At 45.3% G+C, this 25,060-nt stretch carries 23 protein-coding genes and 1 pseudogene; 16 read left to right on the top strand and 8 right to left on the bottom strand.

The window, feature by feature from the left end:
- Positions 1-2: 2 nt before the first annotated feature.
- Positions 3-1,928: a DNA repair helicase YoaA gene (gene yoaA, locus J4N42_RS04720; RefSeq protein WP_252030121.1), complete on the bottom strand. Its 1,926-nt coding sequence runs from the start codon at positions 1,926-1,928 to the stop codon at positions 3-5.
- Positions 1,929-2,057: 129 nt separating this feature from the next.
- Positions 2,058-2,258, bottom strand: a complete 201-nt coding sequence (locus tag J4N42_RS04715) for a hypothetical protein (RefSeq protein WP_252030119.1) — start codon at positions 2,256-2,258, stop codon at positions 2,058-2,060.
- 195 nt (positions 2,259-2,453) lie between these two features.
- On the opposite strand from J4N42_RS04715, the gene purU reads away from it, so the two are divergent.
- On the top strand, positions 2,454-3,287 hold the full coding sequence (gene purU, locus J4N42_RS04710) for a formyltetrahydrofolate deformylase (RefSeq protein WP_252030117.1): 834 nt from the start codon (positions 2,454-2,456) through the stop codon (positions 3,285-3,287).
- 78 nt (positions 3,288-3,365) lie between these two features.
- Here the strand turns inward: purU and J4N42_RS04705 are convergent, their stop codons facing one another.
- Entirely contained in the window at positions 3,366-5,378 is a 2,013-nt protein-coding gene (locus J4N42_RS04705; RefSeq protein WP_252030115.1) for an NADPH-dependent 2,4-dienoyl-CoA reductase, read from the bottom strand.
- 305 nt (positions 5,379-5,683) lie between these two features.
- On the opposite strand from J4N42_RS04705, the gene sppA reads away from it, so the two are divergent.
- Both sppA and ansA read left to right on the top strand, forming a co-directional pair.
- Positions 5,684-7,534, top strand: a complete 1,851-nt coding sequence (gene sppA, locus J4N42_RS04700; protein ID WP_252030113.1) for a signal peptide peptidase SppA — start codon at positions 5,684-5,686, stop codon at positions 7,532-7,534.
- 122 nt (positions 7,535-7,656) lie between these two features.
- Positions 7,657-8,670, top strand: coding sequence for an asparaginase (ansA, locus tag J4N42_RS04695; protein ID WP_252030111.1), 1,014 nt, complete (start codon positions 7,657-7,659; stop codon positions 8,668-8,670).
- Between the two features lie 77 nt (positions 8,671-8,747).
- On the opposite strand, the gene J4N42_RS04690 is transcribed toward ansA, so the two are convergent.
- Positions 8,748-9,032, bottom strand: coding sequence for a YeaC family protein (locus J4N42_RS04690; RefSeq protein WP_252030109.1), 285 nt, complete (start codon positions 9,030-9,032; stop codon positions 8,748-8,750).
- Between the two features lie 116 nt (positions 9,033-9,148).
- On the opposite strand from J4N42_RS04690, the gene J4N42_RS04685 reads away from it, so the two are divergent.
- Positions 9,149-9,970, top strand: coding sequence for a DUF2989 domain-containing protein (locus J4N42_RS04685; RefSeq protein WP_252030107.1), 822 nt, complete (start codon positions 9,149-9,151; stop codon positions 9,968-9,970).
- A 29-nt stretch (positions 9,971-9,999) separates the two neighbouring features.
- Here the strand turns inward: J4N42_RS04685 and msrB are convergent, their stop codons facing one another.
- Complete coding sequence (gene msrB, locus J4N42_RS04680) at positions 10,000-10,419, bottom strand: peptide-methionine (R)-S-oxide reductase MsrB (RefSeq protein WP_252030105.1); 420 nt, start codon at positions 10,417-10,419, stop codon at positions 10,000-10,002.
- A gap of 337 nt (positions 10,420-10,756) precedes the next feature.
- Between msrB and gap the strand changes: the two genes are divergently transcribed.
- The 6 genes and pseudogenes from gap (at position 10,757) to J4N42_RS04650 (ending at position 17,335) form a co-directional block, all read left to right on the top strand.
- Positions 10,757-11,752 carry a type I glyceraldehyde-3-phosphate dehydrogenase gene (gene gap, locus J4N42_RS04675; RefSeq protein ID WP_004748683.1) on the top strand — a complete coding sequence of 332 codons (996 nt, stop codon included), beginning with the start codon at positions 10,757-10,759 and terminating at the stop codon, positions 11,750-11,752.
- 108 nt (positions 11,753-11,860) lie between these two features.
- Positions 11,861-12,745, top strand: coding sequence for a D-hexose-6-phosphate mutarotase (locus J4N42_RS04670; protein WP_252030103.1), 885 nt, complete (start codon positions 11,861-11,863; stop codon positions 12,743-12,745).
- 238 nt (positions 12,746-12,983) lie between these two features.
- Positions 12,984-13,805 carry a 23S rRNA (guanine(745)-N(1))-methyltransferase gene (rlmA, locus tag J4N42_RS04665; RefSeq protein ID WP_252030101.1) on the top strand — a complete coding sequence of 274 codons (822 nt, stop codon included), beginning with the start codon at positions 12,984-12,986 and terminating at the stop codon, positions 13,803-13,805.
- 83 nt (positions 13,806-13,888) lie between these two features.
- Positions 13,889-14,815, top strand: a complete 927-nt coding sequence (locus J4N42_RS04660) for a ChaN family lipoprotein (protein WP_252030099.1) — start codon at positions 13,889-13,891, stop codon at positions 14,813-14,815.
- A 165-nt stretch (positions 14,816-14,980) separates the two neighbouring features.
- The gene (locus tag J4N42_RS04655) at positions 14,981-15,331 is read left to right on the top strand and encodes a hypothetical protein (protein WP_252030097.1); all 351 of its coding nucleotides are present in this window, start codon (positions 14,981-14,983) and stop codon (positions 15,329-15,331) included.
- A 106-nt stretch (positions 15,332-15,437) separates the two neighbouring features.
- Positions 15,438-17,335 (top strand): annotated as a pseudogene (locus J4N42_RS04650) (BCCT family transporter).
- A gap of 92 nt (positions 17,336-17,427) precedes the next feature.
- On the opposite strand, the gene J4N42_RS04645 reads toward J4N42_RS04650, so the two are convergent.
- Positions 17,428-17,865, bottom strand: a complete 438-nt coding sequence (locus J4N42_RS04645) for a YcgN family cysteine cluster protein (RefSeq protein ID WP_252030095.1) — start codon at positions 17,863-17,865, stop codon at positions 17,428-17,430.
- A 137-nt stretch (positions 17,866-18,002) separates the two neighbouring features.
- On the opposite strand from J4N42_RS04645, the gene J4N42_RS04640 reads away from it, so the two are divergent.
- The 3 genes from J4N42_RS04640 (at position 18,003) to aqpZ (ending at position 19,960) form a co-directional block, all read left to right on the top strand.
- Entirely contained in the window at positions 18,003-18,257 is a 255-nt protein-coding gene (locus tag J4N42_RS04640; RefSeq protein WP_252030093.1) for a YkgJ family cysteine cluster protein, read from the top strand.
- 118 nt (positions 18,258-18,375) lie between these two features.
- Positions 18,376-19,008 carry an outer membrane beta-barrel protein gene (locus J4N42_RS04635; protein WP_252030091.1) on the top strand — a complete coding sequence of 211 codons (633 nt, stop codon included), beginning with the start codon at positions 18,376-18,378 and terminating at the stop codon, positions 19,006-19,008.
- A 262-nt stretch (positions 19,009-19,270) separates the two neighbouring features.
- A complete protein-coding gene (gene aqpZ, locus J4N42_RS04630) occupies positions 19,271-19,960 on the top strand; it encodes an aquaporin Z (RefSeq protein WP_252030089.1) in 690 nt (229 codons plus the stop codon).
- 40 nt (positions 19,961-20,000) lie between these two features.
- On the opposite strand, the gene J4N42_RS04625 is transcribed toward aqpZ, so the two are convergent.
- Complete coding sequence (locus J4N42_RS04625) at positions 20,001-20,318, bottom strand: DUF1244 domain-containing protein (RefSeq protein WP_252030087.1); 318 nt, start codon at positions 20,316-20,318, stop codon at positions 20,001-20,003.
- 156 nt (positions 20,319-20,474) lie between these two features.
- Positions 20,475-21,356 (bottom strand): Tim44 domain-containing protein, encoded by an 882-nt coding sequence (locus J4N42_RS04620; protein ID WP_252030086.1) that lies wholly within the window; start codon positions 21,354-21,356, stop codon positions 20,475-20,477.
- Between the two features lie 177 nt (positions 21,357-21,533).
- Between J4N42_RS04620 and J4N42_RS04615 the strand changes: the two genes are divergently transcribed.
- The 3 genes from J4N42_RS04615 (at position 21,534) to J4N42_RS04605 (ending at position 25,043) form a co-directional block, all read left to right on the top strand.
- The gene (locus J4N42_RS04615; RefSeq protein ID WP_252030084.1) at positions 21,534-22,124 is read left to right on the top strand and encodes a TetR/AcrR family transcriptional regulator; all 591 of its coding nucleotides are present in this window, start codon (positions 21,534-21,536) and stop codon (positions 22,122-22,124) included.
- Between the two features lie 15 nt (positions 22,125-22,139).
- A complete protein-coding gene (locus J4N42_RS04610; protein ID WP_252030082.1) occupies positions 22,140-24,014 on the top strand; it encodes an MFS transporter in 1,875 nt (624 codons plus the stop codon).
- Between the two features lie 105 nt (positions 24,015-24,119).
- The gene (locus J4N42_RS04605) at positions 24,120-25,043 is read left to right on the top strand and encodes a YeiH family protein (RefSeq protein ID WP_252030080.1); all 924 of its coding nucleotides are present in this window, start codon (positions 24,120-24,122) and stop codon (positions 25,041-25,043) included.
- The last annotated feature ends 17 nt before the right edge of the window (positions 25,044-25,060 follow it).

Here is a 25,060-nt window from a genome sequence, read left to right as displayed (position 1 = left end):
ATTTAATCTGTTGTTATGGAAATCTGGGCAAGAAAGTCTTTTACCACTGCCAAGTCTCGGGTTCTTGGAATGGGAGGGAGACTCGCAAGGAAAATGCCGCCATAATCGCGAGTAACCAAACGGTTATCACAAATGATCAATGTCCCTTTGTCTTTCTTGTCTCGAATTAAACGCCCGACACCCTGCTTTAATGTGATCACTGCATCTGGCAGTTGAACCTGTGCAAATGGGTCACCGCCTTTCAATCGACAATCTTCAATCCGTGCTTTGAGCAGCGGGTCATCGGGGGCGGTAAATGGCAATTTGTCGATGATAACACAGCTTAGCGTGTCTCCTCTAACATCAATCCCTTCCCAAAAAGCACCGGTCGCGACTAGTAAAGCATTCCCCAGCTCCATAAATTCTGCCAAGGTTTTTTGTTTGGTTGTTTCACCTTGTAGCAGCACCGGTAACGTCAATGTTTCACGAAACCTTTCTCCTAACTCACGCATCATACTGTGGGAAGTACATAGGAAGAAACAACGTCCTTGGTTTTGCTCAATAACTGGCGCTAACATTCTCACTAGCTTATCTGCCAAGCCAGGGCTGTTTGGTTCAGGCAAGTAGCGAGGAACACACAATTTAGCCTGCTGATGATAATCAAACGGGCTAGGCAGAGAAAATTGCTGTGCTGGGCGTAAGCCGAGTCGAGAAGTGAAGTGGCCAAAATCATCGTTCACCGCTAAGGTCGCGGACGTAAAAATCCAACTGCCTTGCTTCATTTCAATCTGCTCATGGAACTTGTCAGCCACAGAAAGTGGGGTAATGTGCAGTGCAAAATGTCTCGGTGTTGTATCGAACCAGTATGAGTAGCCGGTAATCGACACATCGCACACACGATCAATTCGCCCTTTTATCACGTTTGCTCGTTCAAAAGCGGCATCCAATAATTGGCTACGCCCCAGCGCAAGCTTCAACACGTCAATGGCAAAATCGATAGCATCACGTAATCGCTGTAGATCGCGCACAATATGTGGAGAAGCAATCGCTTCTCTCCAGTTACCTCGTAGGCCCGGCTCACCTAGCCCAATGCGCAAATCCATTGCCGATTGAACAAGGCTATCACCCACTTTCTGCAACTGACGCATGTCCTTCGCTTCTGTGCGATAACCGATTTCAATGTCCTTTGCCAATTCTTGAATCTGCCGACTTGAGACCGATTGACCAAAATACTGGCTGGCAATATCAGGGAGCTGATGGGCTTCATCAAAGATGAATACATCCGCTTCTGGAATCAGTTCTCCAAAGCCAGTTTCTTTGATTGCCAAGTCGGCGAGAAACAAGTGATGGTTCACGACAACGACATCAGCATCCATCGCTTTTTTACGCGCTTTTAGCACAAAACAATCAGTGTAGCTCGGACACTCTTTGCCAAGACAGTTGTCATTGGTCGAGGTGATCGTTGGGATCACAGGGCTATCTTCAGCAATCGCATCGCAATCACCTAAGTCCCCAGTTTTGGTTTCCGATGACCAACTACGCACTTTAACCAATTGGCTAAGTAAAGTGGGATCGGCTTGATGATTGTGGCTCTCTAGCATCTGTCTGCTCAGACGGTCTAAACACAGGTAGTTAGAGCGACCTTTTAGCAGTGCCACTTGCCCAAAGAAGCCCAACGCTTCAGTCATCAACGGGAGATCTCGGTGGAACAACTGCTCTTGTAAGTTCTTCGAACCAGTACTGATGATGGTTTTCTTGCCACTCAACAAGGCTGGCACTAAGTAAGCGAAGGTTTTGCCGGTACCAGTTCCAGCCTCTACCACCAGCTGGGATTGGTTTTTAATCGCCTGAGAGACAGCTTCAGCCATATCCAATTGCGGTTGTCTTGGCTGAAAGCCAGGTATGACTTTGCCAAGTGCGCCATCGGCGGAAAAAGTTTTAGAGATCATCGGTTCAAAAATGAAGAGGAAATTAGAGGGATTATGTCAGGTTTAGTGAGCCGGCGCGAATCAGAAAATGATCCGCACCGGAGGTGTGTTCGGTTATTAACGGCGGACGCCGTATGTTGAATAACTAGCTTAACGACGATTTAGGTAGCGTGAAAGCCACGCTGGCCCTTCGAAGCTGTTGTCGTCGCTCAAAATGGCTTTGGCTGCTTCTGAAGGCGAAGCTTTGTTTTGCCACATTTCTGTTAGAACTTCCTCGTCGATTTCGTGATCACCTACAAGTGCGCTAACTCTTTCCAAATACAATTTTCGCGCGAGTAGTTCTCTATCCATACGTACCACCTTAAGACATCGTGAGAGTAGAAATCACAACAAAATAAGCGAGCCAATCGATTAGCCAAGATATTTTGTTGAAACCAACTTGATAATAGATTAATTATAGCTCCTATATTGCGGCCTAGTTCACCGTTCGACAGCCCAAGATAATTTCAAAGATCAAAAAAAATAATTCATGGAAGTATGACCAAAATGGAAAAGAAAACACTGCTAACGCATTGTACCGATGCACCGGGTCTCATCTCGAAAATCACCAACATCTGTTATAAGCACCAGCTGAACATCGTCCACAACAATGAGTTCGTGGATAACACAAGCGGTCACTTCTTCATGCGTACTGAGCTTGAGGGCTACTTCAACGACCAAACGTTTCTCGCAGATTTAGACCAAGCCTTACCTGAAGGTGCAAAGCGTAAACTCATTAGCTCGAGCCGTAAGCGTGTTGTTATTCTGGTTACTAAAGAGGCACACTGCTTAGGTGATATCTTAATGAAAAACTACGACGGCAGCCTCGACGTAGAGATCGCCGCGGTAGTAGGTAACTACGACACACTACAAAGCCTGACCGAACGCTTCGATATTCCTTATCACTGTGTATCCCACGAGGGATTAAACCGTGAAGAACACGAGCAGAAAATGCTTGAAGTGATCGACCAATACGATGCCGACTATTTGGTGCTGGCGAAGTATATGCGTGTACTTACTCCAGGCTTTGTTGAAAAGTACCACCATAAGATCATCAACATTCACCACAGTTTCTTGCCAGCCTTCATCGGAGCAAAACCGTATCAGCAAGCTTATGAGCGCGGTGTAAAGATCATCGGTGCAACGGCGCACTTCGTCACCAATGACTTAGATGAAGGACCAATCATTAAGCAAGACGTTATTCCTGTGGACCATAACTTCAGCGCTAAAGATATGGCACAAGCTGGCCGCGACGTTGAAAAGAACGTGCTCAGCAAAGCACTTAATAAAGTACTGAATGACCACGTATTTGTTTACGGCAATAAGACGGTTATTTTGTAACCCAAGCTTAACCTTAGTGTCCTAACACAAAAAAGCCGCTGAACATCAGCGGCTTTTTCTTTTCCTACTAGCCCCGAATCAAAGCTTCACTGCCAGCTCGACTCCTTGGCGAATCGCACGCACTGCATCCAACTCACCCGCATGATCAGCACCGCCAATCACATGTAGCTTTTCACCCAAATCGTGCCATTTATCCTCGAATGGACGTACAGACTCTTGCCCTGCACAAATAACAACTTTGTCTGCTTCAAGTAACTGCTCTTTGCCTTTAAAGGTAATGTGTAGGCCTTGTTCATCGATCTTGTCGTAATTCACTCCGCCCATCAGGTTCACACCGCGTTTTTCTAACGTCCGTTTATGAATCCAACCAGTGGTTTTACCTGGGCCTTTACCGACTCGGCCAGCACGGCGTTGTAATACCCAAACCGTTTTATCGCTCAGTGAGTCAGGGTAAGGGTACAGGCCGCCAGGGTGTTCAATCTTCTTATCGATCCCCCACTCGTGTAACCAGTCATCAAGGTTGTGTCCATTTGGCTCTGTGAGCATGGTTGCGACATCAACGCCGATACCGCCCGCGCCAACAATCGCAATCTTTTCACCCACTGGAGTTTTCTCTTTAATCAAGGTTTGGTAATCCACTACTTTCTCTGGATTGTCGATACCCTCAATAGCAACTTTACGTGGTTCGACACCTGATGCCATCACAACTTCATCGTATTCATTTAGCATATCGAAGGTCGCTTCGGTGCTAAGTTGTAGATTCACTCCTGTGGTGTCGATACGGTTGGCAAAGTAACGAATCGTTTCGCGGAACTCTTCTTTACCCGGAATCTGCATTGCTAAACGGAATTGACCACCAATACGATCGTTACGTTCATACAAGTCAACCTGATGCCCACGCTCAGAAAGCGTTGTCGCACAAGACAGTCCTGCTGGACCCGCACCAATCACCGCGACTTTCTTTTTGGTCTCTGCGGGTTGAACCACTATCTCAGTTTCGTAACAAGCTCGAGGGTTCACTAAGCAACTCGCACGTTTGCCTTTGAATACATTGTCCAAACACGCCTGATTGCAACCAATGCAGGTGTTAATGAACTGCGCTTTATCTTCCGCAGCTTTATTTACAAATTCAGGATCTGCCAGGAATGGACGCGCCATTGAAACCATATCGGCTTGACCAGAACGGATAATTTTCTCGCCTTCTTCTGGCGTATTAATACGGTTACAGGTGATAACCGGAATAGATAAATGAGGTTTGATTTTTTCCGTCACCCAAGCAAATGCAGAGCGAGGAACTTGTGTAGCAATTGTTGGGATACGTGCTTCATGCCAACCGATACCCGTGTTCATGATTGTTACGCCAGCTTCTTCTAGCGCTTTTGCTAGCGCTAGCACTTCTTCAAAGGTGCTGCCTTCTTCAACCAAATCCAACATCGATAAGCGAAAAATGATAATGAACTCTTCGCCAACGGCTTTACGGATAGCCTTAACCACTTCTAACGGGAATCGCATACGATTTTCGTAGCTGCCACCCCACTCGTCGTAACGCATATTGGTACGTTTACAAATAAACTGATTTAGAAGGTAACCTTCCGATCCCATCACCTCTACACCATCGTAGCCTGCTAACTGGGCCAGAGCAGCACTGTTTGCGAATGCATCAATGGTTTTTCGGATCTGACGCGAACTCATTTCACTCGGAGCAAATTTCGCAATAGGCGCTTTGATTCCAGACGCGCTGAGCGCAAACGGGTGCATGGCATAGCGACCGGCATGCAAAAGTTGCAGGGCGATCTTTCCGCCTTGTCGATGTACTGCTTCCGTCACCACTTTATGGGCATTGGCATGTTTTGGCTTGCTGAATTCTGCAGAAAATGGGTGTAAACGACCACGAAGGTTTGGAGAGAAACCTCCCGTTACAATAAGCCCGACGCCTCCTTTTGCGCGCTCTTCATAGAACGCAGCGAGCTTATGCAGTCCTTTTTTATCTTCTTCTAACCCTGTATGCATTGATCCCATCAGCACGCGGTTACGGAGCTGTGTAAATCCTAGGTCAAGCGGTTGTAATAGGTTTGGGTACATGGCAGACATCACTTATATTTTTATCCTTGTGGTCTGACCACGATATTCTGAGCCAACAAAAAAATCAAACAAGCGTTTACATTTTTGTAACAACGATCATCTTATTGGCTGTCTCAAAGTTGAAAGGAACCATTACTGTGGTTTAGTTATCAAATGCTAACGCTTAGCAAAACCATCGCTGTTGTTTGGCTATACTAGATAACGTAGGATGTAACTATCTAATATTATTCATCTATCGCGTCGTTTTAGGCCTTCTAACAACGTATTCTTGTGATGAACATAATGCGCTGATGGGCAACCACAGTGGGGACACAATGAAAAAAATCTTTAAATTTATCGGATTGATTTTTAAAGGGATTTGGAAACTAATCTCTTTTATCCGTCTTGCTCTGACCAATCTCATTTTCTTGGCATCTTTGGCCGCTATCTATTTCATATTTACAAGTGCCGACTCCTCTGTCCCACAAGTTGATAAGAAATCCGCGTTAGTGCTGAATATTTCTGGACCAATCGTCGAACAAGGTAGCTATACCACACCAATGGACTCTTTTACGGGCTCGCTATTGGGTAACGAACTACCGAAAGAGAATGTGTTGTTTGACTTAGTGGATGCAATCCGTCATGCCAAAGACGACGACAAGATTACAGGTTTAGTCTTGGCACTGCGTGATATGCCAGAAACGAACCTCACTAAGTTACGTTACATTGCGAAAGCACTGAATGAGTTCAAAGCTTCTGGAAAACCAATTTATGCAGTAGGTGACTTCTACAACCAGAGTCAGTATTACTTGGCCAGCTATGCGGATACCGTCTACCTAGCGCCAGACGGTGGCGTGCTGATCAAAGGCTACAGCGCATATTCTCTCTACTACAAAACCTTGCTAGAGAAACTGGACGTCAATACTCACGTATTCCGCGTTGGCACCTATAAATCTGCAATTGAACCATTCGTGCGTGACGATATGTCTGATGAAGCCAAAGATTCGGCTTCTCGCTGGTTGAGCCAACTTTGGGGCGCATACGTGGATGACGTGGCAACCAATCGCCAAATCGAAGCTTCGACGCTCAACCCAACCATGGATGAATTCTTGGCTCAGCTAAAAGCGGTGAACGGGGATATTGCCGCCCTTTCATTGGAGTTAGGCTTAGTCGACAAACTGGCCACTCGCCAAGAAGTGCGTAAAGAGCTAGCAGAAGTATTTGGCAGTGATGGTGAAGATAGCTACAACGCAATGGGTTATTACGAATACTTAACCACTATGACTCCAACATTTGATGTCGAATCAGATGACGTGGCAATCGTCGTTGCAAGCGGCGCCATCATGGATGGCTCTCAGCCTCGTGGCACAGTTGGCGGCGACACTACGGCTTCCCTACTTCGCCAAGCGCGTAACGATGATAAAGTCAAAGCCGTGGTGTTACGCGTTGACAGCCCAGGCGGTAGCGCCTTTGCTTCTGAAGTTATTCGCAATGAAATCCAAGCGTTGAAAGAAGCGGGTAAGCCAGTCGTAGTCTCCATGTCTAGCTTAGCGGCGTCAGGTGGCTACTGGATCTCGATGAGCGCAGACAAGATTGTTGCTCAGCCGACCACATTAACTGGTTCTATTGGTATTTTCAGTGTCATCACCACATTCGAGAAAGGTTTGAACAACATCGGCGTTTATACTGACGGTGTGGGCACCTCGCCGTTCTCGGGAGTTGGCTTAACAACTGGCCTCACAAAATCTGCTGCCGATGCGTTCCAAATGGGTATTGAACACGGATACCAACGCTTTATTGGCTTGGTGAGTGAGAATCGAAATATTGAGCTTAATCAGATGGAAAACATTGCGGAAGGACGAGTGTGGACAGGTCAAGATGCAATGAAGCTAGGCTTAGTTGACCAAATGGGTGATTTTGACGATGCTGTCGCGCTAGCAGCCGAGCTTGCCGAGCTTGAGAGCTACAACACCTACTGGGTAGAAGAGCCACTCTCTCCTGCGCAACAGTTCTTCCAAGACCTGATGAAGCAAGTCAAAGTCAGCTTTGGTTTTGATATTTCCACTTGGTTACCGGCCTCAATTCAACCGGCAGCGCAGCAAGTAATGAGCGATGCTCAGCTACTGCAAAGCTTCAACGATCCTAAAGGCCAATATGCATTCTGTTTGAACTGCCAAGTTCAGTAGAAATCTGCATTCACCTATAAATAAAAAAGGGGGGGATCTCTGTGGGAGATGCCCCTTTTTATTGCATTGGAATTCGCTATAATCGCCCGCCTGTTCCCTGTTTAACAAAGTGACTTCTCACCATGGCAAGAAAACATATATACATCGCCTACACTGGCGGCACCATTGGTATGCAAAAATCCGATCACGGCTACATTCCTGTTGCCGGGTTTATGGAGAAGCAACTTGCCAGCATGCCTGAGTTCCATCGACCAGAAATGCCGGAGTTCACCATTCACGAGTACGATCCATTGATCGATTCATCAGATATGACTCCGATGGATTGGCAGCAGATCGCGGATGACATTCGTGATAACTACGATAAATACGATGGGTTCGTGATTCTACACGGCACCGATACAATGGCTTACACTGCTTCAGCGTTGTCTTTCATGCTTGAGAACTTAGGTAAACCAGTCATCGTGACAGGCTCACAAATCCCTCTAGCTGAACTTCGCTCTGACGGACAAGCGAACCTGCTGAACGCTCTACACATTGCGGCCAATTACCCAATTAACGAAGTCACTCTGTTTTTCAACAATCAATTAATGCGTGGTAACCGAAGCACGAAATCACATGCTGATGGTTTTAATGCCTTCACATCACCTAACCTATCACCGCTACTAGAAGCTGGGATTAGCATCAAGGTCAGTAATGGCGTTGAGGTGGGTAAGACACCTGAAGGTGAGTTCAAAGTACACAATATTACTCCACAACCAATTGGCGTGATTACGATGTACCCTGGTATTTCTCATGAGGTAATCCGTAACACCCTGCTTCAGCCCGTCAATGCTATGATTCTATTGACGTTCGGTGTGGGTAACGCACCTCAAAACCCAGAGCTACTCGGTCACTTGAAAGAAGCTTCAGAGCGCGGGGTGATTGTAGTCAATTTAACTCAGTGTTTAGCCGGTAAAGTAAACATGGGGGGCTACGCGACAGGCTGTGCCCTAGCTGAAGCGGGCGTAATCAGTGGCTTTGACATGACTCCTGAAGCTGCACTAGCCAAACTGCATTATCTACTCAGCCAAGATTTGTCTTACGAAGAAGTAAAAGACAAGATGCAACAAGTCCTTCGTGGTGAAATGAGCTTGTAGCATTAACATCTAATCGATAAACAAGAACCCCGCTATTAAATAGCGGGGTTCTTTTATTTGTCTTCAGCAACTAGAGGTTACACCTCGTTTGGATTAACTCGCATGATATCTTGTTGATCTTCTTGGAACTGTTTTTTGAGTTCAGCTTTCGACTTAAAGCTTATCTCGCCGCCGGCCGCAACTGTCATATGTTCAGCTTCTACATTATGCTTAGATTGATACAACATCACAGCTTGCATACATGAATCTCGCTGTTCTTGGGAAAGTGTTGTACCTTCAGGCCATCTACCTGTTTCTACAGCATATGTTAAGCGCTCATAGACTTCTGGAGTTATGGCGTCTAATAGTTGTTCTGCATTCATGTTGTATCCTTAAATTAAACAAGCACAGTTTACAGGCTCGCAACAGAACATATATTGCTGACACAATCAGTCAAGGTTAGTAAAAAGAATAAGTGTAATTGATCACAAGCAAATTTATGAACATAACAAGACTTAGCATTTTAGCCATCGCAGTTGCCTCATTGTCAGGCTGCTTCGAAGCAAATAAGAACACCGACCAACTCTGCAGTAGTAACCCTGAGCTTCGCTGCGAAAAGCTTAATATCAATGATGGCCAATGTCGTATCCCTAGAACTGACCTCATTTGGCACCGATTCGAAGTGCTTAAGAACCCAAGCGACGTTAATGTCATTGAAGAATATCGCTTAGTCAGCGTTTATCGTAAATGTCTAGAATTAGCTTCTCAGATCCAACCATTAGATCAGACCAACGTAAAAGAGCGTCGCTTCAACGCACTGATGCATACTGGCGAAGAGCAAGAACGAATTGTAGAGCACCTACGAAGCTCTAAATCTCCTGAAACGCTGTATTTCTTATGGAGCCAAACCGGTGACGAAACCGCGAGACGAGAATTTCTCCAACTAGAAGGCACGCCAAAGCTGAATACCGCAGACATGCAGTATGCATTAGCGACCTTCTATACCAGCCGCGACCAAGACAAAACCATCAACTTGCTTAATAACGCACTTGAACTTTCACGCCAAGGCCAAATCAATACCGAGATCTTCAAAACTCTGGCCAGTACCCACTATCGCTTAAACAATAAAGAACGCGCTTATATATGGGCAATGGTAGCCAAAAGCTTCAATGTGCCAATCGCATCAGAGCAAGAAATACAGTTGCTTTACGGGTTCAGTGAAAGTCATTACGCCAAGCTGGAGAAGATAGCAGATAATATTGAGGACGCAGTGAAGTCTGGCTCGTTTAAGAGAAGTATGATTCCTGGCCAGATAAAATAGCTGAAAGGATAAAACAAAAAAGCGGTGAATCAATCACCGCTTTTTTCATTTTTGTTGAAAATTAACGACACTGAATTAACACAGAATCTTTCCCCTGTGGTTTTCGGACCATCAGGAAAAACATGCCCTAAGTGGCTATCACAGGTGGAACACCGTATCTCGACACGCTTCATTCCGTGACTTAGATCATCCAAATAACGAATGGCCTTATCGTTGATAGGGGCATCGAAACTCGGCCACCCACAGCCAGAATCATATTTGTTTACAGAACTAAATAAAGGGGTTTGGCAGCATGTACAGTGGTATTCACCTGTCTCCTTATTGTGGAGCAGTTTACCGGTAAATGGAGCTTCAGTACCTTGTTGGCGGCAGACATGGTATTCCTGTTCGGAAAGCTGCTCACGCCAGTGTTCATCGGACTTCACTACCTTTTTTTCATTTTGATTCACTGAATTAAATTCCTTAATTCTCAATTCTTATAATAACTTTTTTTGCGAAAAACTTGATAAGCATAACACTTGTAGCACATACTTTCTCTCCATAACAATATAGTGAGATGTATTGTGAAATGCTTTAGAGCTCTAAGTTATTTTACGCCAACTAGGATGGAGTTAAACCAATTTGGAGCTTAAAAAACGACCATTTGCGACGGATTGTGAAAAAAAGCGTCACTTTTTTTTGACTTTAAACAAGTTAAGTCCGATTATCTGTTGCAGATGAAGACTGGATTTTGTAATTTTACTACCAGTTATCTTTAATCAGAAATTAAGTTGTGGAGCAACTATAATGACTATCAAAGTAGGTATTAACGGTTTTGGCCGTATCGGCCGTTTCGTTTTCCGTGCAGCGCAAGAGCGTAACGACATCGAAGTTGTAGGTATTAACGACCTTATCGACGTAGAGTACATGGCATACATGCTTAAGTACGACTCAACTCACGGCCGTTTCAACGGTACTGTTGAAGTTGAAGGTGGTAACCTAATCGTTAACGGTAAGACTGTACGTGTTACTGCTGAGCGTAACCCAGAAGACCTAAAATGGGATGCTATCGACGTTGACGTTGTAGCTGAAGCAACTGGTCTTTTCCTAACAGACGAGACTGCTCGTAAGCACATCACTGCTGGCGCGAAGAAAGTTGTTCTAACTGGTCCTTCAAAAGACGCTACTCCAATGTTCGTAATGGGTGTTAACCAAGACACTTACGCTGGTCAAGACATCGTTTCTAACGCTTCTTGTACTACTAACTGTCTAGCGCCTATCGCTAAAGTTCTTAACGACGAGTTCGGTATCGAATCTGGTCTTATGACTACAGTTCACGCTACTACAGCAACTCAAAAAACTGTAGACGGTCCTTCTGCTAAAGACTGGCGCGGTGGTCGTGGTGCTTCTCAAAACATCATCCCATCTTCAACTGGTGCTGCTAAAGCTGTAGGCGTTGTTCTTCCAGAACTAAACGGCAAACTAACTGGTATGGCTTTCCGCGTACCAACTGCTAACGTTTCTGTAGTTGACCTAACTGTTAACCTTAAGAACGGTGCATCTTACGAAGCTATCTGTGCAGCTATGAAAGCAGCATCTGAAGGCGCTCTAAAAGGTGTTCTAGGTTACACTGAAGACCAAGTTGTTTCTCAAGACTTCATCGGTGAAGTTCAAACTTCAGTATTCGATGCTAAAGCTGGTATCGCACTAACTGATAACTTCGTTAAAGTTGTATCTTGGTACGACAACGAAATCGGTTACTCAAACAAAGTTCTAGACCTAATCGCACACATCTCTAAGTAATCATTACTTAAAGATCAGCGTTTAGCGCAGAATCTTGTAAAAGGCGGCTCTCGAGTCGCCTTTTTTGTATCTGAATTTTGAGTCTCTATCTGAACTAGGAAACAGAACATGGATTTAACCACCCTCCCAGCCCTTACTGTTCTCTCTGATAACGTCACAATCGTAGAAATCGATCAAGTGAAGGTCGTCCGTGTAATACATGAAAAAGCAACCGCTGGTATTGCCCTTCATGGTGGACATGTCGTCTCTTATAAGCCACAAGGTCAAGAAGACCTTATCTGGATGAGCAAGCAAGCGGTCTTTGATGGTAAAGCGGCCCTGCGCGGCGGTATTCCCATTTGCTGGCCATGGTTTGGTCGTATTGCCGCTCCAGCACATGGCTTTGCACGTAACAGTGAATGGGCTTTGCTTGAACATCGTGAGAATGAAAACGGTGTTATCATTGAACTGGGCTTATTGCCGTCCGAATCAACACTTGCAGTTTGGCCTCACCAGTTCCAAGCTCACCTTTTAGTTGAGATTGGCGATGAACTAAAAGTTACGCTAGATGTAACCAATACTGATAATCAGCCTTGGACATTCTCTGGTGCTCTGCACACATACCTAACTGTTGGAGACATTGAGCAAACCAAGACTACAGGTATGGGCGCAGAATACATCGACGGCCTAAAAGGTGGTGAGATTTGCCAAGGCGGCGAGACACTACAATTAACCGACACGATCGATCGAGTTTACACTCAACCTAGTGCGCAAATCACCGTTCAAGACCCGGCACTAAACCGCTCGCTAGTTGTTGAGAACCAAGGCCATAACTCTGCAGTATTATGGAATCCATGGGCAGAGGGCGCAGAAGGTATGGGCGATATGCAAGACGACGGTTACAAGACCTTCCTTTGTGTCGAATCCACCCTGCACGCCCCTTCAATCGAACAAGGGAAAACACTGCAGCCAGGTGAAAGTCACTCGTTGATCACGGTTATTTCAACTAAGTAGTTAGGGTCTGTTGACCTTTCATGGTTAAATTTTGTTCGAAAGATCAACAACCCCTAGTTTCTCCTCACCGTTTATTCCATATAACCATAAACTCGTAGGTCAACCCGCCTACGAGTTTGTTATCTCAGCGCTTCCTCTCTTTACCTAGTGTCGCTGACGTCTTCCTGCTAAACTCGCAGGCAAGTTTTCATTAAGCTCTGTTACCTTAGTTAACAGCTGTCTCCATCGAGAGCAAACTATGTCTTACACCTGCCCTTTGTGCCACCAATCACTAATCCAATCTGAACGCACTTTTCGTTGTGAGAATAACCACGCATTCGATCTTGCTAAAGAAGGCTACATCAACCTGATGCCTGTTCAGCATAAGCGCTCCAAAGATCCAGGTGACAACAAAGAAATGATGCAGGCTCGTCGCCGATTTTTGGAACAAGATTACTATCAGCCCCTAAAACAACGCGTTGCTGAAACCTGCGCAGAGTATCTAGCCCAAACACCACATCGATTACTAGATATCGGCTGTGGCGAAGGCTATTACACTACTGAGGTGGCCGAATTATTAACTCAGCAATGTTCAGCAGCGCAAACTTATGGTCTAGATATTTCAAAGGTCGCGATTCGCTACGCCGCAAAGCGCTACCAGAACTGTAACTTCAGCGTTGCTTCAAGCCACCGTTTGCCGTTTGCCGACCACAGCCTCGATGCCGTGCTACGCATTTACGCTCCGTGCAATGCACAGGAACTCGCAAGAGTAACAACGCCTGATGGCATAGTGGTCACAGTGACACCAGGAAACCGCCATTTATATCAACTAAGAGAGCATATTTATTCCGATGTCCGGCTACATAGCGAAGAACCTGAAGTTATTGAAGGCTTTGTGCTCGCTCATCAAGAGAAGCTTAGCTATGTGATGGAGCTGGATAACGGCTTCGGTTTCGATCTACTGCAAATGACACCTTTTGCCTGGAAAGCCAGTGACAGCCTAAGAAAGGAACTGCAGTCACCTGCTATATTCAAGTGTGAGGCTGACTTCGTATTAAGAGTTTACAAAAAGAATTCTTAACCATATTTAATAATGATTCTCATTTCTATTGCTTAACGTATGTGCCTCCATTAAGATCCCTGAGTTATTTTTGGAGGCATTCGATGCGCAAATTACTTTTCTCACTCGCTGCAGTATCAGTCCTGGCTGGTTGCTCTTCTTTATCTCATCAACCGGTTACCTCGTTTTACGACTATCAATTAGCCACGCCTCAAGGTAAAGCCCTGAGTGTCGCTCAATTGGATCACACCTTACTTGAAGCAGACGTTATTCTTGTTGGCGAGTGGCACACTCATGCAGGCATTCACCGTTTTCAGACAGACCTATTACAATCGTTCATTCAATCAGGCCATCCTGTCACGTTGTCGATGGAACAGTTTTCACGCGAAAGTCAGTCGCTGGTCGACCAATACCTAGCCGGAGACATTGGTGAACAGCCGTTGATCAGCCAAGGAAAAGCTTGGCCAAATTACGAAAGCGATTACAGGCCACTCGTTGAGCTCGCAAAGGCCAATGATGTAGACATCATCGCCGCTAATGCACCTAAGCCCATCGTTCGGTGTATAGGCAGGCAAGGCCTAGATTATGTAGAGAAGTTGGATGAAAACGAACGTGTATTGCTAGCACAATCTATTGATACTTCAGCCTCACCTTACAAAGAAAAGTTCATGGCGTCCATGCACCATGGCAAACCAGAGCAAACTGAAAAGCAATTTGCCGCGCAGGTGACATGGGATGAAACGATGGCGGAAAGTATTGTTCAATACTTAGCACAGCACCCTGACAAACAAGTCATCCATGTTGCCGGGAAGTTTCACACCGAAGGTGGTTTAGGGACCAAGCGTTCCATTTTGAAACGTAACCCTGACTTAAAGGTCGTTGTCGTCACACCGGTGGGCGAAGTTGTTTCGGACTCAACAGATTATCAGCTTCACGTTATTGAACCGCCTACTCGGTTTATTCAGCAAGAAAACCGTATGAAAGCATACAAAAAGCTCTCTAAGCGAAACGACGACCTCCTCTGCAAATAGCCGACACATATCTAATTTCCCTCAATATCTCACCAAGCAAGAAGTGAAGTAAATAATATAGGCTCACTTCTTGCTTTATGTCTCCCCATAGATTTCGTAAATATTCCTCACAAGTTTTTTACGCCACTGCCGATATAGTATCTGAGGGCGAGTAAGGAGAACGTTATGACACCAATTGGGATGGAGCCAGTAAAGCAGCCCCAACAGGTCAAGCCTCAGGCAAACACACCAACAGTAGAGCAAAGTGCAGCACCGCTGAAGGTAGAACAAAATAAAGTGACTCTTTCCGACGAAGGGAAAGCGTTGCTTGCCGCATTACAAGATATTGAGAAAGAATCTAAAGCAGCAGAAAAAGAGTCAAAGACGGTTGGCGATAAGGTCGAATCGTTTGCTCATGGTGCGCTAGGAATTGATCACCCAGATAAAGTAGAAGAAGCGGATGATGACTCGTACTCAGCGGGGCAATATCTTTCCGCTGCGGCAACCATTGGTGGCATTCTTTTAGCTGTACTTTAGAATTTCAATAGAAAAAATCTTATATCTTGTCGACAATGATCTGCGTTTGTTGGTCGTTGTTTCCCACTCCATAATCAAAGCTCATTTGATTGTGGAAAACTAACGCGTGAAAAACTCCTTTTCGCTTATTGATAAGCCCACCTTTTTTGGCGCCATTGCGCTGTTACTTTCTATTGTTATCCCTTTGATAGTGTTCCCTGAACAAGGCGCAGAGTGGATCGCGATTGCCAAAACCTTCATGACCGATAAGCTCGGCTTCTTGTACCTTGCGCTTGGACTGAGTGCATTCGTTTTCATGATTTATGTCGTGTTCAGTGATATGGGGCAAATCAAGCTCGGCACCGCTGATGAAAAACCTGAATTTAGCACCGCCTCATGGGCAGCCATGCTTTTCTGTGGCGGCATTGGCGCAAAGCATACTCTATTGGGGATGCATTGAGTGGGCATACTATTATCAATCACCACCATTCCAACTAGAACCTGGTAGTGAAGAAGCCGTTCGATGGGCGGCAACTTATGGTCTGTTTCACTGGGGGCCAATCGCTTGGGCTATTTATTTGATACCTGCTCTACCTATTGCTTACTTCTTTTACGTTCGCAAACAACCTGTTCTAAAGGTGTCCAGTGCTTTAATGCCAGTACTGGGGAGAAGAGCGTACCAAAGGCACTGCTGGTAAAGTGGTTGATGTGCTATTTATCTTTGGTTTACTCGGGGGAGCAGCAACAACACTCGGCCTTGCCGCTCCTTTGATAGGCGAAGGTTTAAACTTCTTATTTGGTATCCCTCAAACGACACTTAGCCAGATTGCCGTGCTTTTGGTTTGTACCGCCATATTTGCGTACTCCTCATACGCCGGAATGGAAAAAGGCATCAAAGTGCTCAGCAACATCAACTTTTGGGGCGCAATGGGACTTCTCGCGTTTGTGCTCGCGGTTGGGCCTACCATATTTATGCTTGAAACAGGCCTCGACTCCATCGGGCGTATGCTGTCCAATTTCTTTGTGATGGCAACATGGGCAGAACCATTCGGTGGATACGGCACATTCGACAATACCCATTTCCCGCAAGACTGGACCATTTTCTACTGGGCGTGGTGGCTGGTATTCGCGCCAAGTATGGGCTTGTTCGTCGCTCGAATTTCCCGCGGGCGTACAATTAAGCAAATGGTCTCTGGGTCGATATTCTTTGGCTCATTGGGCTGCTTTCTGTTTTTCATGATCCTCGGAAATTATGGTTTATCGCTGCAGCTCTCCGGTGAACTCGATGTGGTTGGCATCCTCAATACCGAGGGAGCGACGACAGCCATTTTCTCTATGCTCGAACAGTTGCCAATGAGCACTGTCGTCATCGCAACGTTCACCTTATTGTGCATTATTTTCACCGCGACGACCTTTGATTCCATCTCCTACATTTTGGCTTCAGTGGTTCAAAACAATGTTACTGAAGAACCAATGCGCTGGAACCGCATGTTCTGGGCTTTCACCCTATCATTTTTGCCTACGGTGTTAATGTTCATGGGGGGACTAAGCACACTGCAAACAGCCGCTATTGTAGGTGGATTACCGCTACTAGGTATCTCAATCATGTTGATGATTTCAGCTGTCAAAGCAACATCTTTGGACCTCAAACATCAAGAAGACTATGTTGAACCAACGATTAACATTGAAGACTTACCGGACATGGACCCTTGGTCGTCTGAAGGTATGGCTCTCGCAAGATTTGAACGTAGCCGTGATGCCGCGCAAGAAGCCGCGGAACTAGAGCGTGCGGCGTTAGCTGAAGTCATCAAAATGAAAAAGCGCATCCGTCAGTTCGCCTTGGAGCATGATGGTGACGAAGACTTTGCCGATCATCATCTCCCACAGGAAATGCAGGAAGAGCTACAAACGCTGCTTGATGCGGCAGCGAAGGCGCGAGATAGCAAGTTAGAGTTGTCAGAACAAGCTCAAGCCGCAAGAGCAGAGTTCAATCAGATTGTTTCGAATAACGCTGCAACGGCGTAATTCAGACAAGGAGTTTAGCTGTCACCACCTTTCTCCTAAACTAAGACAAAGGCTCACCAATGGTGAGCCTTTTTTTATGCGGTTAGTCGTGGTTATCGACTAGGGTGATTAATGATATGGTCTTCCCAGTCAACAACATCAATTTCGTATACAACTTTATTGCGAACGCTTTCCCCAGCTGCATGCATGGCTGCTTTAGAGCCAGTAATCAACGGGTGCCACTCTGGTAAAGGCTCGTCATTGGCTAATAAGCGATAAGCACAAGTATCAGGCAGCCAGTTGAACTCACTGATTTTGTCTCGCGTCAGCTTTAAGCATTCTTCACCAGATTCAAATCGATTTGGATAATCTTTGCATGAGCAAGTTTTGCTATTTAGCCAACTGCAAGCAACGTTGGTGTAGTACACTTCATCGCTATCTTCATCCATCAGTTTATGCAGACAGCACTTACCGCACCCATCACAAAGAGATTCCCACTCTTGTTCAGTCATTTGCTCTAGAGGTTTAGATTGCCAAAATGGAAGGCTCATAGCAGTTTTCTTTATCGATGGAATTGGATGCGTTTTATACCGTTCAGCTCTGCAAATTTCAAGCGCAAAGTTTGAGCTGCTTCACATAGCCTTTTCTGATACCATGCGCGCCTTTGTCGTAGTTGAGAGGTGTTAAAATGGATTGTCGTTTAGGTTGTGGTGCCTGCTGTATTGCTCCAAGCATATCTTCACCTATCCCAGGCATGCCAAATGGTAAGCCTGCAGGAACACGGTGTGTTCAGCTCAATGACGACAACTTGTGTAAACTGTTTGGTCAACCAGAGCGTCCTAAGGTCTGCGGACAATTTCAACCATGCCCTGATGTTTGCGGCTCAACCGACCAACAAGCATTAGCGAACATTACCGAATTAGAAAGCATCACGATCCAATAGTTTTTCGCAAACCAAGTCATAACTACTGGTTAACATCATCATTCCAACTAGTCATTAGCCGATAAACTGCACACTGTTCATAATGCATCCACTTTCTCCCAACACAGTGGAAACAATCATGAAAAAGGCACTATTAGCGTTAACAATCGCATCTCTAACTGCTCCTGCAGCAATGGCAACTGAATTCTTTATTGGTGGTGGTATGGGATATCACTCTGCCAAAATCAAACTTGAAGAAAATGATGGCTACAGTAACAGAGAGACGGCTACAGGCTCTGCATTTCACATTCGTGGCGGTGCATATCTAACCGAAAACCACCGAATTACTGCGACTATCAACTACACAGGTGATAACAAACTTCACCGTGAACATGGGGAAAACGGTGGTAAGTTTGCTGCGGACTTGGCACAGACAGAATACCTACTCTCATACGACTACGTTCACGCAATTAACTCTGAGTTTTCTGTGTTTGGTGGTCCAACTATCGGCTTCACAACAAATGAAGCTACATTAGCGTTGTCACACAGCGAGTTACCGAGAGCGACGATACAAGCAGAAGAAAGTTCGACAGATTTCGTATACGGACTGCAAGCAGGTGCGCAATACAAAATTACAAACAACATTTCGGCTGATTTCCAATACCGTTACATGTTTGAGTCATACTCAACTACCTTAGACAACCAATGGGAAAGTAAGATCACTGTACCAAACAACAGCGAATTCACAATCTCTCTAGATTACCGTTTCTAATCACGTTAATCGCATAATAACTGTCCGGGCGCACTTTGTATTAGGGAGAATACTTAGTGTGCCTTTTTTGTTTTTCAGCCATCAGAATTATCTGTCTTTACTTCTTCAATTCTTACGCACCGCTTGTAAAAAGCGTCTCATATACAAGACAACGCCTACTCTAAAGCCGAATATCGGTTCTATTGCCAATCTAGCCACACTGCGCTGACATTTCTCTACTATCTTCTGCACAAATTCACCCCGTAATTAGATAGGAAATTTCATGAATCGTTATTTAGCAGAAACCTTTGGTACTTTCTGGCTTGTACTTGGCGGCTGTGGTAGTGCCGTTTTGGCTGCGGGCTTCCCAGACGTGGGAATTGGCTTATTAGGTGTCTCTTTTGCATTTGGTTTGACTGTACTAACAATGGCTTATGCGATTGGCCATATTTCTGGCTGTCATTTAAACCCAGCAGTGACTATTGGTTTGTGGGTCGGCGGACGTTTTGAAGCGAGAGACGTTGTACCTTACATTGTTGCACAAGTACTCGGCGGCCTAATTGCTGGTGGAGTACTTTACCTTATCGCGACAGGTCAGCCTGGATTTGATGTCGCAGCATCGGGCTTTGCCTCTAACGGATATGGTGAACACTCTCCTGGTAAATACTCCATGACATCCGCGCTTATTACCGAAGTCGTCATGACAATGATGTTCTTACTGATCATTATGGGAGCAACCGATAGCCGAGCACCTCAAGGCTTTGCACCTATTGCTATTGGATTGGGATTAACATTGATTCATTTAATTAGCATCCCAGTAACGAACACATCGGTAAACCCAGCTAGAAGTACAGGGGTTGCACTGTATGTGGGTGACTGGGCCACATCACAACTGTGGTTGTTTTGGGTGGCGCCAATCATTGGGGCCGTTATAGGGGCATTAGCCTATAAGGCTATCGCAGGGCGTAGCTAATATAAAAAGCCCAGCTTAATGCTGGGCTTGATTGTGCTCGTTATTTTTTCTGTTTAGCTTCAAACGCAGCAAGTTGCTCTGGTGTTGCTGGCAACTGGTGGTTGGATTTCCACTCGTCGTAAGTCATACCGTAAACACGCTCTCTTGCGTCATCGATATCTAACTCCAACCCTTGCTGCTGCGCCTCGGCGTTATACCATTTGCTAAAACAGTTACGACAAAAGCCAGCCAGAATCATTAAATCAATATTCTGCACATCTTTATTGTTATCTAAATGCGCTAATAGCTTACGAAATACAGCTGCGTCTAACTTATCTTGCTCTTCTTGCGACAGGTTTTTGTATTTGAATTCAGCCACTTTACTTTCCTTCTTAGTGAGCGATTATTGTTATCGCTTCAATATACCGTAACACTTACCTAGCTCAAATAGCATTATCTAAGCCATAAGAAATAAAAAAGCCCTAAGCAACTGCTTAGGGCTTTCAAATTCGACTAAATTGAAGGCTGGTGGTTATTAACCTTGAATACCTACGATTAACCATGGTGCATTAGGCACAGTCAGGTCGCGCTCTAGGTGCCAAACATCTTCAATGTCTTCTTCCACACCTTCTGCTGAGTCGCGGTAACGACCACTGAACTGTAGGCTAAGCTGAGCTTTTTCGGCGTCGTAATCCGCACGTACAATTTCAGCATCCACGTACATAACATCAGTATGTTGCTCACCTTCTAGCTTCGCACGCTCGGCTTTTAGGTCTTCAAACAAACTTGGTGATACGTACTCTTCAATCGTTTCAAGCTGATTGTGGTTCCAAGCACCTTGTAGAATACGGTAGTGCTCACGAGAGCCGTTCACAAATGCTGCCTGATCAAAACCTGGTGGGTAGTTGTGAGGAACATCAGTTTGTGAACCAAAGCCAAAACCACCATTTCCGCCAGTTGTACCTTGAGGCTGTTGCTCAAAGTTATGTACATTTGGCTGTTCGAATTTTTGGTTATTTCCACCAAAAGCTGGTTGTTGCTGATGCTGGTTCATACTGCCTTGCTTAGCACCTAACATACCGCGCATGAACTTAAAGATCAGGAACGCGATCAAGCCCATGATAAGAATATCCATGAATTGGATACCTTCGAACGCGCCGCCGAAGAAGGCCGCTAATAGACCACCAGCGAGCAGACCTCCTAATAGACCACCCATTAGCCCTTTCTTAGAGCTTTGAGCTTTACCAGCTTGTTCCTTGCCGATTGAATTTGTGTTTTGCTTTTGCTGCTTTGGCGCAGGCGCAGTTTTAAAGCTTTTGCCAAAAGACTTACCACCACCAAATTTTTTCGCTTCCGCAATAGGGGTTATAGCTACTGAAACCATTAACAGCGCTACAAGAGAAAAAATACGTTTCATGCTCTTCCTTAGGGTTATATTTAAGAGACAGGTTAATAGTAACGACTAACTATTACTATTAAAATATCTAAACCACTAATCTATGTATCAGAATATTGCAAAATAGTGGCAATCACATTGACGCTGTGACAGTGCGTCTTTAAAATATTGAACGTTGTTCATTTTAGAAAACTAACCATGGCCCGTAGAAACGATCACACTCGTGAAGAGCTTGTTGCTCTAACCCTAAATACCGTAAAAGAGTTCCTAAGCGAACATTCCCATCATGAGTTGAGCTTACGCAAAGTAGCGAATCTGATCGGCTATGTACCAAGCACGTTGGTCAACGTCTTTGGTAATTATAACCTACTTCTCCTCCACGCCGTGGCACAAACACTGGACGAATTGGCAACTGAGGCCCGTACCGTTGTGGAACAATGTAGCGACCCTCAATCTGCACTGTACGAACTAGCCTACTGCTACCACGACTTTGCTCAGAAATACCCGCACCGTTGGCAGCTGATTTTCGAACATAATATGAATGGTGAAACCTTGCCTGAGTGGCAGGCTGAGCGCATCGATAACATGACAGGCATGCTGGAAGGGTTACTTAAGGTACAAGCTCCTCAACGAACTGATTCCGAAGTTCTCCAAGCTAGCCGAGTATTGTGGTCTGGCGTTCACGGCATTACTTTATTGAGTGTCGACGACAAATTTTTCTCCGCAGAGCCTATTGATGGCAAAGAGCTTATCGAAAACCTTCTTTCTAATTACCTTGCCAACTGGTAAGCATAAGGACGTGCAATGGCATCCGACAACCAATCTTCGCTGTTGAGGCAAAGGCGCTTTCTCCCCTATTTTATTACCCAGTTTTTTGGCGCCTTTAACGACAACATTTTTAAAAACGTACTGTTGCTGTTTGTCGCCTTTGCTGGAGCGGGTGTTTTACCTATCTCTAGTAACTTATTCATTAACTTAGCTGCCGGCCTTTTCATTCTACCTTTTTTCCTTTTCTCGGCATCAGCAGGGGTTCTCGCCGACAAATACGAAAAGTCTTGGTTTATCCGTAAGGTGAAGTTGGTCGAAGTCGGCATTATGTGTTTAGGCGCTATCGGTTTCATTACCGAAAGCTATGGCATTTTGTTATTACTGCTGTTTTTAATGGGAACACAATCGGCATTCTTTGGCCCGGTTAAATACGCCCTACTCCCACAGCAATTGAAGTCAGATGAACTGGTACCTGGCAACGCTCTTGTCGAGACCGGTACTTTCCTCGCCATTCTTATCGGCACCTTAGTCGCGGGTATGATTGCTTCTGCCGAAAACGCTAAATATATTGCGGCAATCAGTGTGGTAGCGTTTGCATTGTTTGGTTACCTTTCTAGCCGCTCCATTCCAGTTGCACCAGCCAGCGCGCCAGAGCTTAAGTTCCGCTGGCAGCCAATAAAACAGACCAAAAACACCATTGCAATTGCCAAATCAGATCGCGTGATTTTCCAAGCCATTATGGCTATCAGCTGGTTCTGGTTTTTAGGCGCAGCTTACCTGACTCAATTCCCGAATTTCACCAAGATCTACTTAAACGGCAGTGAAAGTGCTGTATCGTTTTTACTGGCACTCTTCTCTATTGGTATCGCGATTGGCTCGTTAGCTTGTGACAAGTTATCTGGGCATCGTATTGAGGTAGGCATCGTCCCTCTCGGCAGCTTCGGGATCACTGTTTTTGGTTGGTTGATGGCCACATCGGTACCTGACAACATTCCTGCGTTGGAAACTTTTGGTGAATTCATTCAACAAAGGGAACTGTGGCCACTGTTTGCTTACTTGCTCATGCTCGGTGTATCTGGCGGTATCTTTATTGTCCCTTTATATGCTTTGATGCAAAGCCGAGCCAAAGTCAAAGAACGAGCGCAAGTGGTTGCTGCACTTAATATTTATAACTCACTATTTATGGTGGGAAGCGCGGTGCTGGGTATTGTTTGCCTATCGGTGTTAGAACTGACTATCCCACAATTATTCGTACTACTCGCTGTAGGTAACTTTTTAATCGCGGTGTACCTATTTCTCCAAGTTCCTATATTCGTGGTTCGTTTCTTGGTGTGGATTCTTACCCATACCATGTATCGAGTCACCCACAAGAACTTACACTACCTTCCGAAAACCGGCGGTGCATTGATAGTATGTAATCATATCAGCTATATGGACGCACTGCTGCTTAGCGCCGTATGCCCACGCTTGATTCGATTTGTGATGGAAGAAGACTATGCCAACCTTCCACCTTTACGCCGCTTCTTAAAACGCGCTGGTGTGATTCCTATCTCTGCAACCAATCGACGTTCAATTCGCAATGCGTTTGGTGAGGTGGAAAAGGCTCTAAATGAAGGTCATATAGTCTGTATTTTCCCAGAAGGTCAGCTCACTTCTGACGGTGAAATTAACGATTTCATGCGTGGTATGGACATCATCATCAAACGCAGTCCTGTCCCTGTGATTCCGGTGGCATTAAAAGGACTATGGGGCAGCTACTTTAGCCGTTATAAAGGCAGTGCTTGTAAAGGACTTCCTTCTCGGTTCTGGTCTAAGCTCGAGATTGAAGCAGGAGAGCCAGTTCCACCAGAGCAAGCGACGACCGCAATCATGCGTGACAAAGTCAAGGAGTTGCGTGGCAACTGGAAATAAGTGAACGCCTGTTCAGGTATCCTGAACAGGCGTTCAAAACATTAAGACTTATTGACCATGTTAAATTATGTAATATGGCGTTCTCTTTGAATACAAATAAAAACTATGACCTCTTTTAAGAAGCAGCTGCCATTTTGGATGGCTGCAATAGCTTGTTTAACCCCTTTTGTTACCTCCCCTACGGCCTTGGTCATAGGCTTTTTACTGGCTAGTTTTGGACTGGTGCCTCAAGAGTTTGCACTGTCCAAAGTCACTAAAAAGCTGCTCGCGTATTCCATTGTGGGCCTTGGTTTTGGCATTCAATTTCAACAAGCACTCGCAGTGACAAGCAATGGTATTGGTTTAATCATTGCCACCATCGTCGGCACGCTTATCATTGGCTGGTTTGCGGCAAAAGCCATCGGACTAAACAAACAAACCGGCTATTTGATTTCTTCTGGTACCGCAATTTGTGGTGGCAGCGCTATTGCTGCGGTAGCTCCGGCTATTAATGCCGACGACGAACAAATCGGATTGGCGTTAGCCACCGTATTCGTGCTTAACTCGGTCGCACTGTTCGTTTTCCCTGTCATCGGTCATGCTCTTGAACTGGATCAGCACACTTTCGGAACTTGGGCCGCGATTGCAATCCATGATACTTCCTCCGTGGTAGGTGCGGCTTCAGCTTATGGTGAGGAAGCACTAACTACCGCGACGACACTGAAACTAGCACGCGCATTGTGGATCATACCAATCGCACTGGTGAGTGCTGTTGTCTTCCGTAGTCAGTCGAAGAAACTTACTATCCCTTATTTCATTTTGTTTTACTGTATTGCGATTGGTGTTAGTGATTTATTGCCACAATTTGAAATGATCTATCAAGGCATTTTTTCTGTTGCTAAAAAAGCACTGGTGATTTGCTTATTCTTAATCGGATGTGGGATTTCGGTAGAGAAACTCAAAGCTGCAGGGCCTAAGCCTCTGTTATTTGGAGTGAGTTTGTGGGTGCTTATATCAACGACATCGCTAGCGTGGTTAACGTTAAGCTGAAACATAGATTAAGCAGT

Source organism: Vibrio sp. SCSIO 43135, from assembly GCF_023716665.1.
Lineage (GTDB): Bacteria > Pseudomonadota > Gammaproteobacteria > Enterobacterales > Vibrionaceae > Vibrio > Vibrio paucivorans.
Note: the sequence above shows the minus strand (reverse complement) of the source record. Positions and strands in the feature narration are given on the sequence as shown.

Excerpts from the sequence above, each read along its gene's own strand:
- yoaA (WP_252030121.1), bottom strand. The coding sequence starts at position 1,928 with ATGATCTCTAAAACTTTTTCCGCCGATGGCGCACTTGGCAAAGTCATA.
- J4N42_RS04715 (WP_252030119.1), bottom strand. The coding sequence starts at position 2,258 with ATGGATAGAGAACTACTCGCGCGAAAATTGTATTTGGAAAGAGTTAGC.
- purU (WP_252030117.1), top strand. The coding sequence starts at position 2,454 with ATGGAAAAGAAAACACTGCTAACGCATTGTACCGATGCACCGGGTCTC.
- J4N42_RS04705 (WP_252030115.1), bottom strand. The coding sequence starts at position 5,378 with ATGTCTGCCATGTACCCAAACCTATTACAACCGCTTGACCTAGGATTT.
- sppA (WP_252030113.1), top strand. The coding sequence starts at position 5,684 with ATGAAAAAAATCTTTAAATTTATCGGATTGATTTTTAAAGGGATTTGG.
- ansA (WP_252030111.1), top strand. The coding sequence starts at position 7,657 with ATGGCAAGAAAACATATATACATCGCCTACACTGGCGGCACCATTGGT.
- J4N42_RS04690 (WP_252030109.1), bottom strand. The coding sequence starts at position 9,032 with ATGAATGCAGAACAACTATTAGACGCCATAACTCCAGAAGTCTATGAG.
- J4N42_RS04685 (WP_252030107.1), top strand. The coding sequence starts at position 9,149 with ATGAACATAACAAGACTTAGCATTTTAGCCATCGCAGTTGCCTCATTG.
- gap (WP_004748683.1), top strand. The coding sequence starts at position 10,757 with ATGACTATCAAAGTAGGTATTAACGGTTTTGGCCGTATCGGCCGTTTC.
- J4N42_RS04670 (WP_252030103.1), top strand. The coding sequence starts at position 11,861 with ATGGATTTAACCACCCTCCCAGCCCTTACTGTTCTCTCTGATAACGTC.
- rlmA (WP_252030101.1), top strand. The coding sequence starts at position 12,984 with ATGTCTTACACCTGCCCTTTGTGCCACCAATCACTAATCCAATCTGAA.
- J4N42_RS04660 (WP_252030099.1), top strand. The coding sequence starts at position 13,889 with ATGCGCAAATTACTTTTCTCACTCGCTGCAGTATCAGTCCTGGCTGGT.
- J4N42_RS04655 (WP_252030097.1), top strand. The coding sequence starts at position 14,981 with ATGACACCAATTGGGATGGAGCCAGTAAAGCAGCCCCAACAGGTCAAG.
- J4N42_RS04645 (WP_252030095.1), bottom strand. The coding sequence starts at position 17,865 with ATGAGCCTTCCATTTTGGCAATCTAAACCTCTAGAGCAAATGACTGAA.
- J4N42_RS04640 (WP_252030093.1), top strand. The coding sequence starts at position 18,003 with ATGGATTGTCGTTTAGGTTGTGGTGCCTGCTGTATTGCTCCAAGCATA.
- J4N42_RS04635 (WP_252030091.1), top strand. The coding sequence starts at position 18,376 with ATGAAAAAGGCACTATTAGCGTTAACAATCGCATCTCTAACTGCTCCT.
- aqpZ (WP_252030089.1), top strand. The coding sequence starts at position 19,271 with ATGAATCGTTATTTAGCAGAAACCTTTGGTACTTTCTGGCTTGTACTT.
- J4N42_RS04620 (WP_252030086.1), bottom strand. The coding sequence starts at position 21,356 with ATGAAACGTATTTTTTCTCTTGTAGCGCTGTTAATGGTTTCAGTAGCT.
- J4N42_RS04615 (WP_252030084.1), top strand. The coding sequence starts at position 21,534 with ATGGCCCGTAGAAACGATCACACTCGTGAAGAGCTTGTTGCTCTAACC.
- J4N42_RS04610 (WP_252030082.1), top strand. The coding sequence starts at position 22,140 with ATGGCATCCGACAACCAATCTTCGCTGTTGAGGCAAAGGCGCTTTCTC.
- J4N42_RS04605 (WP_252030080.1), top strand. The coding sequence starts at position 24,120 with ATGACCTCTTTTAAGAAGCAGCTGCCATTTTGGATGGCTGCAATAGCT.